The 11,358-nt window shown below is 67.9% G+C and carries 15 protein-coding genes; 2 read left to right on the forward strand and 13 right to left on the reverse strand.

What is annotated here, in order from left to right; genetic code table 11:
* Positions 1–11: 11 nt before the first annotated feature.
* The 8 genes from ACW17Y_RS12380 to ACW17Y_RS12415 all read right to left on the reverse strand — a co-directional run bounded on the left by ACW17Y_RS12380 (position 12) and on the right by ACW17Y_RS12415 (position 3,763).
* Entirely contained in the window at positions 12–545 is a 534-nt protein-coding gene (locus tag ACW17Y_RS12380; RefSeq protein WP_492035994.1) for a phage tail tape measure protein, read from the reverse strand.
* Entirely contained in the window at positions 542–733 is a 192-nt protein-coding gene (locus tag ACW17Y_RS12385) for a phage tail assembly chaperone (protein WP_492035995.1), read from the reverse strand. The genes ACW17Y_RS12380 and ACW17Y_RS12385 overlap by 4 nt, the downstream gene beginning before the upstream one ends.
* The gene (locus ACW17Y_RS12390; RefSeq protein ID WP_492035996.1) at positions 726–1,025 is read right to left on the reverse strand and encodes a GTA-gp10 family protein; all 300 of its coding nucleotides are present in this window, start codon (positions 1,023–1,025) and stop codon (positions 726–728) included. Before ACW17Y_RS12390 ends, ACW17Y_RS12385 begins: the two co-directional genes overlap by 8 nt.
* Positions 1,022–1,432, reverse strand: a complete 411-nt coding sequence (locus tag ACW17Y_RS12395) for a phage major tail protein, TP901-1 family (protein ID WP_492035997.1) — start codon at positions 1,430–1,432, stop codon at positions 1,022–1,024. Before ACW17Y_RS12395 ends, ACW17Y_RS12390 begins: the two co-directional genes overlap by 4 nt.
* 12 nt (positions 1,433–1,444) lie before the next feature.
* Positions 1,445–1,852, reverse strand: a complete 408-nt coding sequence (locus ACW17Y_RS12400; RefSeq protein ID WP_492035998.1) for a DUF3168 domain-containing protein — start codon at positions 1,850–1,852, stop codon at positions 1,445–1,447.
* A complete protein-coding gene (locus ACW17Y_RS12405; RefSeq protein ID WP_492035999.1) occupies positions 1,849–2,145 on the reverse strand; it encodes a phage head completion protein in 297 nt (98 codons plus the stop codon). Before ACW17Y_RS12405 ends, ACW17Y_RS12400 begins: the two co-directional genes overlap by 4 nt.
* Before the next feature lie 2 nt (positions 2,146–2,147).
* Positions 2,148–2,414, reverse strand: coding sequence for a head-tail connector protein (locus tag ACW17Y_RS12410; RefSeq protein WP_492036000.1), 267 nt, complete (start codon positions 2,412–2,414; stop codon positions 2,148–2,150).
* Between the two features lie 122 nt (positions 2,415–2,536).
* Positions 2,537–3,763 (reverse strand): phage major capsid protein, encoded by a 1,227-nt coding sequence (locus ACW17Y_RS12415; RefSeq protein WP_492036001.1) that lies wholly within the window; start codon positions 3,761–3,763, stop codon positions 2,537–2,539.
* Positions 3,764–3,900: 137 nt separating this feature from the next.
* On the opposite strand from ACW17Y_RS12415, the gene ACW17Y_RS12420 reads away from it, so the two are divergent.
* Entirely contained in the window at positions 3,901–4,446 is a 546-nt protein-coding gene (locus ACW17Y_RS12420) for a hypothetical protein (RefSeq protein WP_492036002.1), read from the forward strand.
* Here the strand turns inward: ACW17Y_RS12420 and ACW17Y_RS12425 are convergent.
* The 5 genes from ACW17Y_RS12425 to ACW17Y_RS12445 all read right to left on the reverse strand — a co-directional run bounded on the left by ACW17Y_RS12425 (position 4,443) and on the right by ACW17Y_RS12445 (position 9,346).
* Entirely contained in the window at positions 4,443–4,865 is a 423-nt protein-coding gene (locus tag ACW17Y_RS12425) for an HK97 family phage prohead protease (RefSeq protein ID WP_492036003.1), read from the reverse strand. The two genes, ACW17Y_RS12420 and ACW17Y_RS12425, sit on opposite strands and share 4 nt — an antisense overlap.
* Positions 4,862–5,089 (reverse strand): hypothetical protein, encoded by a 228-nt coding sequence (locus ACW17Y_RS12430; protein ID WP_492036004.1) that lies wholly within the window; start codon positions 5,087–5,089, stop codon positions 4,862–4,864. The genes ACW17Y_RS12425 and ACW17Y_RS12430 overlap by 4 nt, the downstream gene beginning before the upstream one ends.
* Positions 5,089–6,237: a phage portal protein gene (locus tag ACW17Y_RS12435; protein WP_492036005.1), complete on the reverse strand. Its 1,149-nt coding sequence runs from the start codon at positions 6,235–6,237 to the stop codon at positions 5,089–5,091. Before ACW17Y_RS12435 ends, ACW17Y_RS12430 begins: the two co-directional genes overlap by 1 nt.
* Positions 6,238–6,467: 230 nt before the next feature.
* Positions 6,468–8,861 carry an ATP-binding protein gene (locus ACW17Y_RS12440; protein WP_492036006.1) on the reverse strand — a complete coding sequence of 798 codons (2,394 nt, stop codon included), beginning with the start codon at positions 8,859–8,861 and terminating at the stop codon, positions 6,468–6,470.
* A 65-nt stretch (positions 8,862–8,926) separates the two neighbouring features.
* Complete coding sequence (locus tag ACW17Y_RS12445) at positions 8,927–9,346, reverse strand: YcgN family cysteine cluster protein (RefSeq protein WP_492036007.1); 420 nt, start codon at positions 9,344–9,346, stop codon at positions 8,927–8,929.
* 99 nt (positions 9,347–9,445) lie between these two features.
* Between ACW17Y_RS12445 and ACW17Y_RS12450 the strand changes: the two genes are divergently transcribed.
* Positions 9,446–11,263 carry an ABC-F family ATP-binding cassette domain-containing protein gene (locus ACW17Y_RS12450; protein ID WP_492036008.1) on the forward strand — a complete coding sequence of 606 codons (1,818 nt, stop codon included), beginning with the start codon at positions 9,446–9,448 and terminating at the stop codon, positions 11,261–11,263.
* Positions 11,264–11,358: the final 95 nt, after the last annotated feature.

Genomic DNA, 11,358 nt, shown 5'->3' on the forward strand with positions numbered 1-11,358 from the left:
CCTTCATCTGCCTACAGCCGCCGCGCTCCCAGCGCGGCGGCTCGCGCCAGCATCTGGGCGATCTGCGCCTCCGATCTCAGCAGCGCCGGTGTACCGCCGTCGACGGTGACATTCACCGTCACCCCGCCTGATACTCCAGTCTCGATCACTCCTGCGCCCTGCGGCCGAAACACCTCGGGCCCGCGTTCGCCGACCAGATAGGCCCCGCCGCCCAGAACCGGCCCGCCGTCGGCCCGCGCACCGCCGAACCCGGCTACGCCCGCCACTGCCTGCGCGATCGCCGCCCCCAGCCCGCCGCCCGAGCCTCCCAGCCCCGCGCCCACCGCCCTCAGTACGGCGCGCGCCAGCTCGGCCAGACTGACTTCCCCGTCCGCCGCCGCCCGCGCCAGCGACCGGGTCAGGCTGGCCCCGGCACGACTGAACGCCTCCTCGATCGCGCTCGCGGCCCGTTCCGCCGGCTCACTCAACGCCTCCAGCGCCGCCGCGGCCTCCGCCGTCCGCGCTGGCACGCCGTCCAGCGCATCCGGTCGATAGTCGTCGCTCATGTCCCGTCTCCATCCGGCCAGGCCGCCATCAACCGCTCGAACTCGCCGCGTCCCAATGGCGCGGCGCCCGGCGCGGCCTCAGTCAGCATTCGCCACTCCGACAACGACAGCCGCCAGAACGCCTCTGGCTGCACACCCAGGGCCGCCGCCGTCCTCAGCATCGCCGCCCAGGGCGTCGGCTCACCCACGGGCTGCCGTGAACGCCACCGCCACCGCCTCCGCCGCCTCGACAGGGTCGATTGCCGCCCGATCCACCTCGCCCGCCAGCGCCTCCTCGCCTCCGCCTCGCAACAGCGCCGCCAGCACCGCCATCAGGTCTCGCGCCGACAGCGCCCGCATCCGCTCAGTCAGCCCTGCGACGCCGGACACGCCCAGCGCCGTCTCGATCTCCGCCAAGGCGCCCAGCGTCAGGCACAGCCTTCGCTCGCCCCCGGCCAGCACCGCCACAGCCTCGCCCCGTACCCCGTTCGCCCCGGTCATGCGGCGACGAACGAGACGGCGCCCGCACTGGCCAGGCTGATCGCGAACGTCGCCTCGCCCTCGTGGTCGCCTGCATACTCCAGCGCCGAGACGAGGAACGGCCCCTCCAGGGCGCCGAAATCCGGGACGACCAGCCGCCAGGTCTTCAGCCCCTGGTCGAAAAAGGCCTCGCGGATCAGGGCGTCGGACGCCGCGTCTCTGAAGATCCCCTGCCCCGACACAGCCGCCGACTTGACCCCGGCGCCGCCCAGCAGCTCGCGCCACCGCCCTGCGCTGTCTGCGTCCGTCGCATCCACCGTCTTCGCATTGAGCGAAATCGTCCGGGCTCTCAGTCCCGCGACGGTCGTGAACACGCCCGGCGCGCTCTCGATCTTCAACAGGATGTCTTTTCCGCGCTGTGCGGCCATGGTCGTTCTCCCTCAGATGTCTTCGGTGACAGCCCGGACGCGCACCACGCCCCAGACCCGCTTGTGGTCGCTGGAGCGGAACACGTCGGCGAAGGTCGTGCGGATCGACACAGCGCGGATCCCGTCCGCTTCCAGCGCCGCCTCATGGATTGACGCGCGCACTGCCGCGCAGATCGCCTTGGCCTCCTCCGTACCCTCGAACCGCGAGGCGCAGCGCAGGGTCAGCACATGCTCCACCCCGCACCCGTCCGCCTCGACCGGGCGGCTCTCGCAGCGCCCGATCAGCAGGTGCGGATACCTCGCACCCCTCGGCGCCGCGTCCCAGATCCGCGCAGGATCGCCCAGCAGGACCTGCACCGCCGCGTCCGCCCGCAGGTGCGCGATCAGCGCCTTCTGCAGCGCATTCTCATGATCGCTCATCGCGTCCTCTCGATGTTCAGGGTTACGCGTCCGGGTCGATCCGGATGGCCGTCGACGGCGGCGATGATCCAGTCGCCCCCGCCGAACCGGATCACGCGACGTTCGATCAGCCGCGCGTCGGCGCGGGTTTCCGCAATCGTCACCTCGACCGCCGAGGTGACACCGGCTTCTGTCCGCTCACGCTGCCGTCGCCCGTCCAGTCTCAACCAGACCGACCCCAGCGGCTCGTAGCTGACGGCGCGGCCGCCATAGGGCGTCTCCGTCTCGACCGGCTTCAGCAGCTGGGCCAGCACCCTCACAGCCGCACCACGCCATAGGGAGCAATCCAGGCCTCGACTGGCCGGATCGACATCTCGACCTCGCCCCGCTCATAAGCGCGTAAGGCCAGCATCAGGATCGCCAGCCTCAACGGCGCCGCCGAGGTCGAAGTCAGGCTCAGCCCCACCTCCCCCTCGACCCGTGCCTGGGCTGCATCGATCAGGGTCTGGATCAGCGTGTCCTCAGCCTCGTGCTCGACGCGCAGGAACAGCTTCGCCTCCGTGAGGCTCACGGGTGCGGTCATGGGAACCACCTCGATTTGTGTGGAAATGATCGAGGGCTTAGGTCTTGTGGCTTGGGGCCCGGGTTTCCCCTGCCGCCCCCTCTCACAAGCCCTAAGCCCTACTCACTAAGCCCTCGCGGGCCTCAACTCGCCGCGAACTTCATCACCTTGATCGCGTCGAAGTTCTGCACCCCGCCGCCGACCCGCTTGGTCGTGTAGAACAGCACATAGGGCTTGGCCGAATACGGGTCCCTCAGCACCCGCACCCCGGCGCGATCGACGATCAGATAGCCGCGCTGGAAGTCGCCGAACGCGATGGCGGAACTGTTCGCCGCAATGTCCGGCATGGTCTCGATCTCCGTCACCGGATAGCCCAGAAGGCTGGCCGTCTCGCCTGGCCGCGTCGCCGGCGACCAGATGTAGTTACCGTCCGCGTCCTTGAACTTGCGCACGGCCGAGACCGTCTTGCGGTTCATCACGAATCGCCCATTCGGCCGGAACTGGGCCTTGGGCGCATAGATCAGGTCGATCAGCCTGTCCGTCGGACTGGAGGCCGCAAAGGCCCCCGCCGCGCCTGACGCCACATAGCCGATGTCGCCCCAGGCATGGCTCGCATCCGCCACGATCGAATAGCCCAGGAAGCCCTTCGGCTTGTTCGTCCCGTCGCCGGTCACGAAGGCCGTCGTCTCCTGCGCCGCGAACGCGTCCTCGACTTCGGAGGCCAGCCATTCGTCCAGGTCGACCAGGGCATCGTCCAGCAGCGACTGGGTCGCCGCCGGATTGGCGTAGAGATCGGCCGCCGGGAACTCCAGCAGGGCCAGGGTCGCCGGATCGGTCTCCGGTCGCGCGGCGGTCTCCGCCACCCAGCCCGAGGCGATACCCGCCGTCGACACCGGCTTCCTGAACACGCCCGACGCGACAGTCCGCACCGTGGCGATCTCGCGCATCGGACTGGTCGCCATCAGGCGTCGCTCGATGGCCCGCTCCGTCTCCGGCGGCACGACATAGCCGCCCGAGTTCGACGCCGACGAAAGCCCCGCCTTCAGCTCCAGACCCAGTTCGCGCCCGGTTCGGACATAGCCTTCGAACGCCGCCTTGGCCTCAGGCGCCGAAGCGACCATCGCCGGCTCACCCCCGATCTCCGGACGCCTCGCCTCCGACAGCGCCCGGTCCAGACGCGCCTGGGCCGCGCCCACGGCCTGGTCGATCCGCGCCACCTTCTCCTCCAGCAACGTGTCGGCCGACGCCTTCTTCTCAATCTCGTTCAGCCGGGCGTCGTTGGCCCCTTTGAACGCCTCGAACGCCGCCATCATTTCATGCATGGCCGCGCGCGCCTCGGGCGAAGCCGAAGCCTGTTTGGTCTCTTTCATCGTGTCTCCGCTTGAAAAATCCGGCGGCTCACCCGACCGGAACCGCGACCGGAACCGTCAGGCCCCGTTCGATTGACAGGGCCCGGCCCTCATGGTCGGCTCGCCCAAAGGCAAAGCTTCCAGGAAGGGCCGTCCCAATGTCTCTGATCCGTTCCGCGATCCTCGCGACCGCGCTCGTCGCCTCGGCCGGCGCGGCCTCCGCCGCCCAGCGCTGCGGCGCCACGACCCACACCACGTTCGGCGAGACGCGCGCCTATTTCCAGAACTCGCTCGGCGCCTGTCGCCCCGACGGCTACTGTTCGGTCGTCCTCGCCCTGCCCGCCCCGGCCGGCGAAGCGATGTACGCTCAACAGTTTCGCGTCGCCCGTCCCACCCCCGGCGCGCCCTATGCGGTCGAGCTGGTCGCCGCGACGCCAATGAACGCGGGGGACGGTCAGCCGATGTCCGTGGCCTTCGGTCGCCGTCCGATCAACCTGACCGGCAAGGCCCCGCTCCAGACCAACAACATGAACCTGTTCGAAATCACCGACACGGCGACTGTCGATGCCATCGTCTCCGGCGCCCGCCGCTCGGCCACGATGCGATGGACCTACCAGACGGAGTCAGGCCCCACGACCGCCTGGTTCGCCTTGGGCGGTGTCACCCGCGCATTGGCCTGGATCGACTGTATGGGCCGCCGCTAGACCGGGCGGAACCGCGCGCCCGGCAGCATCGGAAAAGTCACCAGCGACACCTCCCAAAGTTCGACGCCCGACAGCACCCTCAATCGCCCGTCTCGCCTCGCCTTCGCCGTCCGAAACCCGATCGACAGCCCATCCAGCGCCCCCGCCCGGCTCAACGCCCGGGCGTAGCGCGCCTCAGCTGACCAGTCGGCGATCCGTCCACGGACGAACAGGCCGCGGTCGTCCTCGACGATCTCGTCCCACACCCCGACCACCGCTCGGCTCTCGTGCTGATGCAGCATCCGCACCCCGCTCGCCCCGGTCCGCGTCAAACTGTCGGCGAAGGCGCCCTTCGCCACCACGTCCCCGTTCAGATCCGCCACGCCCCAGAGCGAGGCATAGCCCTGGATCACCAGCCCGGCTTCGATCACCACCATCATCGGCCGCCCTCCAGCTTGCGCTCGATCCGCTCGACAGCCGCCCGCGTCGCAACGCCCTGCTCCTCCAGCCGCGCCAGCCGCTCAGCCACCAGCCTTTGCTCGCCGACCCGGGCTTCCAGTGTCGTGATCCGCGCCGCCGCCCCGCCGGCCCAAACCAGTCCGCCGATCGTCTGGATCGCCAGCGCGACGCCCAGCGCCGTCGCCATTTTCTTGAGATCGTCCATCAGTCGCCGACCCCCGCCATCCGCCGGCGTTCCTCGTCGGTCAGGAAGCTCGCCGCGTTCAGCCTCGCCCACAGCGCGTCTCGTTCCGGCTGCAGCGCCGGTACGGCGTCCAGATCCGGCTCGATCCGCACGTCCTCGAACCGTCCGCCCAGCCACCCGCTCAGCGCCCCCGCCATCTTCCTGGCCAGGGGAACCACCGTCCCTCTCCAGAAGGCCGCATTGGCCTCGCGATAGTTCGCATAGGTCGCGTCTCCCGGGATCCCCAACAGTTGCGGCGGAACCCCGAACGCCAAGGCGATCTCGCGCGCCGCCGCATGCTTCCCGGCGATGAAGTCCATATCCGCCGGGCTCATCGACATCGGCTTCCAGTCCAGTCCGCCCTCCAGCACCATCGGCCGGCCGGCATTCGCCGCCCCTGCATGAGCGTCGCCCAGTTCAGCCTTCAGCGCCGTGAACTGCGCCTCGGTCAGCCGTTCTCCGTCTTTCGACGAGAACACCAGCGCACCCGACGGGCGGGCCGCATTGTCCAACAGCGCCTTGTTCCAGGCGCCCGACGCGTTGTGCACATCAATCGCGAACGCGGCCGCTTCCAGCGGTGAAAAGCCGTAGTGGTCGTCCGTCGGGTGAAACAGCTTCAGGTGCATCACCGGCATCCAGCCGTCCGGCTCGCGAACGATCCGCATCGAGCGTCCGCCGACCGCGTATTCATAGGCCTCGGGCCAGCCCTGACGGCCCGGCGCGACCTGAACCCGATCCGGCCTCAGGCTCCACAACTCACCCGGCGCATCATCTCCGACCGCCTCGACATAGGCGTTCCCCGCCGTCTGCAACGCGCCATAGACGCCCTCCAGCCACTCGGCGCCGGACTGCTCCGGATTGGGCTTGATCAGCAGCCGCGCCACCGGATGGTTGTCGTCTCTGACTCCGCCGGAAAAGACGATCAGCGGCGCCGAGGCCGCCGCCTCGGCAATCATCCGCACACAGCGATAGGCGACAGGATTGCGGTTGAATCCTTCGCGCGCCAGGCTGGCGTAGTCACGAGGGGTCCATCGCGGCCGGCCCGCGCCGGTCAGGGCGATCAGCGGCCCCGCGCGGCTGTGCTTCGCCTCGGGCGCGGCCTGGCCGGCCCGCCATGGAAACAGGGGCATGGTCTCTCCTTGACCGGATCGACCGGTCGCAGCTTTTGAAAGTTCGTTGACCGCGGTGGACCGCAAGCATCGGGCGACGGGGCGCTTCCCTGTCTCGTCCCGATTTCCCGTCATGCCCAAACTATAAGGGACCAGCGTCACTACGCGCGGATAAAGGCTCTAAATAATGCCGGCCCTTGATTTCAAAGGCCGATTCTGACGATCCGTTGATGGGTATCGCCGAACTCTGGTCAGATCTCCGCCGAAACTCGGTCCGTCTTGACCACCGGCTTTAAGGCCCCGGCGATGGCCGCGATCAGTTCGCCGATCTGGATCGGCTTGCCGACATGCCCGTCCATCCCGGCCTGGGCGCAGGTCTCGATCTGGTCGGGCTGCACATTGGCCGTCAGGGCCAGGATCGGCACGGCGGCTCGTGTCCCGCCCAGAGCCCGGATGGCCCGCGTCGCGTCCATCCCGTCCATCACCGGCATATGCACGTCCATCAGGATCAGATCGTAGTCGCCCGTGGACGCAGCCTCGACCGCCTCGGCCCCGTCACACACGGTGTCCAGTTCGACGCCCCAGCCCGACAGGATAATCCGCACCAGTTCGCGGTTCGCCGGCGCGTCGTCCGCCAGCAGGATCCGGGTGCCGGGCGCCAGCACGACGGCGTCTTCCGCCTCGGCTCCGGCATCGCCCTCGGCCGCGACCAGCGGGATCTCGAACCAGAAGGTCGACCCCTCGCCCGGCCGGCTCTCCGCCCCGATCTCTCCGCCCATCAGTTCGATCAACCGGCGCGAGATCGCCAGACCCAGTCCGGTGCCGCCATAGACGCGCGTCGTCGACGCATCGGCCTGGGTGAAGCGGTCGAACAGGGCGTCGATCTTCTCCGGCGCGATGCCGATGCCGCTGTCGGTCACCGCGACCCTCAGCCGCCCGTCTCGGCGGCGCACCTCCAGGCGGATCTCGCCCGAGACCGTGAACTTCACGGCATTGGACAGGAAGTTCAGGATGACCTGCCTGAACCGGCCCTGGTCCCCAAGGATCCCTCTCGGCAGGTCGTCGATCTCAACCGCCAGGCTAACGCTCTTGGCCTGACACTGTGTCTCCACCATCGCCGCGGCGCCTCGCGCCGTCGCTGCCGGGTCGAACGCCGCCGCATCCAGGCTGACCGCCTCGGCCTCAAGCTTGGAGTAGTCCAGAATGTCGTTGATGACGCTCAGCAGCGCCTCGCTTGCTGTCGCGATCCGGTCGGCATAGCGCCGCTCCGTCTCAGGCAGGTCCGGGCTGTCCTGCAGCAGGCCTGAGAAGCCGATGACGCTGGTCAACGGAGTTCTCAGCTCATGGGACATGTTGGCCAGGAATTCGGACTTCACCCGCGCCGCCGCCTCGGCCACGTCGCGCGCCGCGATCAGTTCCGCCTCAAGCCTCTTCGTCTCGGTGATATCCCGAACGACGTCGTGGAAGCCTGTCGCCAGGCCGTCGGCATCCCGGATCACACTGGTTCGGGCCTCGAACCAGCGCACCGACCCATTACTGTGCACCCCACGATACCGCACGCCGCGTGACGACTGCCCCAAGGGTAGTTTCACCAAGGCGCGGAAGCTCTCCGCAAGAGCGGGAACATCCTCCGGCAAGATCATGTCTGTGACCGGACGCCCGATCAGTTCAACCGGCGTCTTTCCGCTGGAGATCTCCACGGATGGCGAGACATAGGTGACGATCCCATCGACCCCATAGGTCACGATGATGTCGCTGGCCTGGTCCGCCAGCAGGCGATAGCGCGCCTCACTGGCCTCGATGCGCTGATGGCTGCGCACCCGGTCGGTGACGTCCTGGAATACACCGAACAAGGCGATAGGCTGGCCGTCCTCGCCGAGTTCGGTGCCCGCGCGGGTGATGACCCGCCGTTCCCCCCGGGTGGCGCTGACCAGCCGCAGTTCGAGGTCATAGCCCTCGCCCGTGGTGATCGCCCGTTCCACATGGGCCGCCAGAATCTCGCGGTCCGCCGGATGATAGTCCGACAGGACGTCCGCATAGCTGGGATCGAAGGTCTCCCGGTCACGGCCGTGAATGCGATAGACCGCATCGGACCAGTCGACCTTGCGGGTCACCAGGTCGAAACGCCAGCGGCCCAGACCCGCCATCTCCTCGGCCAGCCTCAGCAGCGTCATCTGCTCGAATTGCTTCCGCTGGACCTGTACCTGATCGTAGAGGTCGCCGGCCAAACCCGCGACATGCCGCAACATGGTCATCTGAGACGGTGTCGGCGGGTCGCGGGGCACAGTGTCCATGGCCGCGATGGCGCCGACCGGGGTGCCGGCGGCATCGCAGATCGTCGCGCCGACAAAAGACCGGATTCGGGGCGGTCCGGTCACCCAGGGATGCCGGCAAAGCTCGGGGTCTTCCAGTGCGTCGGTGACCACCAGGGTCGCGTCCGGCCCCATCGCCGCAAGCCGCGCGCTCACGCTGATCTCGCGCGGCAGGGCCCTCTGGCCTGTACCGATTTCGGATCGAAACACGGCCTGATCGTCCTCGAGCACCGACACCAGGCCGAACGGAAGGTTCAGCGCCGCGCAGGCTAGCGCCGTCACCCGATCAAACGGCGTCGGGAGGGTCTCCGATCCCTGGGGGACGCTGCTCATGAAATCTCCGGCCGAACGACTGGCCCGACCCTGCTGTGGAAGGTTCCAAAGTTAGGTTAACGCGGTTATGAGCCCCGCTCCTCGATCCAGTCCGACGCGTCATGGTCGATCGCGTCCTCCGGCTCGGCCAGCTCTTCCTCCGAGATCGTCTGCCCCCGGATCGACACACCGGCCGTATGCACGGTCTCGGGATCGCCAGACACGAGGGGATGCCACTCCGCCAGCCCTCGCCCCTCATGGATCCGCCGGTATCCGCAGGACTTCGGCATCCACGCCAGCGCCTGGATATTCCACGGCGTCAGCTTGATGCAGTCCGGCACATGTTCCTTGCGGTTCGCATAGTTGGTGCAACTGCACAGCTGGCTGTCGAACAGCTTGCAGTGGACCCGCGTAGGGAACACCTCGCCGGTATCCTCGTCCTCGAACCGGATCAGGCAGCACAGCCCACACCCGTCGCACAGGCTCTCCCACTCCTCGCGGGTCATCTGGTCCAGCCGCTTCGTCTGCCAGAAGGGCTTGGGTTCGGGGGTCACAGGCTCTACATCCACGCGTCCCTTTAGCCTCCCCGGCTCCCGAAAGCATCCATGGCTCCCCGCTCTTCTCCGAGACCCCCTCTCGTCGCCCTGAAAGACGTCCGTCTTCAGGATGGCCCGCGCCCCCTGTTCGATGGCGTCGACCTGGCCATTGAGCCGCGCACCCGCTCCTGCCTCGTCGGCCGCAACGGCGCCGGCAAATCGACCCTGATGAAGGTCGTCATGGGCCTGATCGAGCCCGACAGCGGAACCCGCTCGATTCAGGGCTCGGTCAAGTTCGCCTATGTGCCGCAGGAGCCGCTGATCGCCGGCGACACCCTTCTGGACTACGCCACCTCGAACGGCGCCGAACACTGGACGGCCGAGGCCTGGCTCGAGACCTTCGGCATGGACCCGAACAAGTCCACCAAGGGCCTGTCGGGTGGCGAAATCCGCCGCGCAGCCCTGGCCAAGGCCTTCGCCGAAGAGCCCGACCTGCTGCTGCTGGACGAGCCGACCAACCACATGGACATCATGGCGATCGAGCTCCTCGAGACGGAGATCACCAACGCCAAATGCGCCGCCCTGATCGTATCCCACGATCGCGCCTTCCTGAACCGCGTCACCCAGTCCTGCCACTGGCTGGAAGGCCGCAAGGTCCGCACCCTCAACAAGGGCTTCGACGCCTTCGACGAATGGGCCGCCAAGACGATGGAAGAAGAGGCCATCGCCTTCCAGAAGCTGACCAAGACCATCGAGCGCGAAACCGCGACCTTCTACAGTTCCATAACCGCCCGTCGCAGCCGCAACGAGGGCCGCGCCCGCTCACTTGACGCGCTGCGCGCCGAACGCGCCGAGCAGGCGAAGGACCGACCGCGCGAGATGTTGCTGGGTGTCGATTCCGGCGGCACCTCCGGCAAGCTGGTCGCCGACCTCAAGGGCGTCACCCAATCCTTCGGCGACCGGGTCGTCATCAAACCCTTCACCAGCCGCATCCTCCGCGGGGACCGGCTGGCCATTGTCGGCCCAAACGGCGCCGGCAAGACCACCCTGGTCAAGATCATGCTCGGAGAGCTGGAGCCCACGGAGGGCACGGTCAAACTCGGCGCCAGCCTGGAGACCGTCTACCTCGACCAGTCCCGCGACGGCCTGAAGTCCGAGATGACCCTGTGGGACGCCCTGACGCCCGGCGGCGGCGACTCGATCATCGTTCGCGGCTTCTCCAAACACGTCGCCGCCTACGCCAAGGACTTCCTTTTCACCGAGGCCCAGCTGCGCCAGCCGATCTCGACCCTGTCGGGCGGCGAGCGCAACCGCCTGCTCCTGGCCATCGCCCTGGCCAAGCCCGCCAATATGCTGGTCCTCGACGAACCGACCAACGACCTCGACATGGACACGCTCGACAAGCTCGAGGAGCTGCTCGAGCAGTACGACGGCACCCTGATCCTGGTCAGCCACGACCGCGACTTCGTCGACCGTCTGGCGACCTCCACCATCGGCATGAACGGCCGGGGCGACATCGTCGAAACCCCCGGCGGCTGGACCGACTTCATCCGCCAGAACCCGGGCTTCCTGAAGCCCCAGACCGCCACACAGGCCGCCGCCAAGCCCGTGCCCGTCGTCGCGCCGCCACCGCCTGCGCCGGCCGCGAAGGGCAAGCTGTCCTTCAAGGATCAGCACCGGCTCAAGGAACTGGATGCCCTGATCCACACCCTCCCCGCCGACATCGCCGCCCACCAGAAGCGGCTCGACGACGTCAACTTCTACTCCCGCGACCCGTCCGGCTTCGCCTCCACCATGAAGGCCCTCGAAGCTGCGCAGGAGAAGTTGAACTCGGCCGAGGAGGAATGGCTGGAGCTGGAAGCAAAACGCGAAGCGTTGGCCGGCTAGACGCTCTGAATCCCGGTCCCGGAGCTCTGACGCAAGTCGACGCCTGCTTTCTGTGGAAAATTCATAACACTGATCTTCCAGTGAAAATTCTATCC

This window comes from Brevundimonas sp. AVps7 (genome assembly GCF_058681545.1).

Coding starts and splice junctions, on each gene's coding strand:
- ACW17Y_RS12380 (WP_492035994.1), bottom strand. CDS start 545: ATGAGCGACGACTATCGACCGGATGCGCTGGACGGCGTGCCAGCGCGG.
- ACW17Y_RS12390 (WP_492035996.1), bottom strand. CDS start 1,025: ATGACCGGGGCGAACGGGGTACGGGGCGAGGCTGTGGCGGTGCTGGCC.
- ACW17Y_RS12395 (WP_492035997.1), bottom strand. CDS start 1,432: ATGGCCGCACAGCGCGGAAAAGACATCCTGTTGAAGATCGAGAGCGCG.
- ACW17Y_RS12400 (WP_492035998.1), bottom strand. CDS start 1,852: ATGAGCGATCATGAGAATGCGCTGCAGAAGGCGCTGATCGCGCACCTG.
- ACW17Y_RS12410 (WP_492036000.1), bottom strand. CDS start 2,414: ATGACCGCACCCGTGAGCCTCACGGAGGCGAAGCTGTTCCTGCGCGTC.
- ACW17Y_RS12415 (WP_492036001.1), bottom strand. CDS start 3,763: ATGAAAGAGACCAAACAGGCTTCGGCTTCGCCCGAGGCGCGCGCGGCC.
- ACW17Y_RS12420 (WP_492036002.1), top strand. CDS start 3,901: ATGTCTCTGATCCGTTCCGCGATCCTCGCGACCGCGCTCGTCGCCTCG.
- ACW17Y_RS12425 (WP_492036003.1), bottom strand. CDS start 4,865: ATGATGGTGGTGATCGAAGCCGGGCTGGTGATCCAGGGCTATGCCTCG.
- ACW17Y_RS12430 (WP_492036004.1), bottom strand. CDS start 5,089: ATGGACGATCTCAAGAAAATGGCGACGGCGCTGGGCGTCGCGCTGGCG.
- ACW17Y_RS12435 (WP_492036005.1), bottom strand. CDS start 6,237: ATGCCCCTGTTTCCATGGCGGGCCGGCCAGGCCGCGCCCGAGGCGAAG.
- ACW17Y_RS12440 (WP_492036006.1), bottom strand. CDS start 8,861: ATGAGCAGCGTCCCCCAGGGATCGGAGACCCTCCCGACGCCGTTTGAT.
- ACW17Y_RS12445 (WP_492036007.1), bottom strand. CDS start 9,346: ATGACCCGCGAGGAGTGGGAGAGCCTGTGCGACGGGTGTGGGCTGTGC.
- ACW17Y_RS12450 (WP_492036008.1), top strand. CDS start 9,446: ATGGCTCCCCGCTCTTCTCCGAGACCCCCTCTCGTCGCCCTGAAAGAC.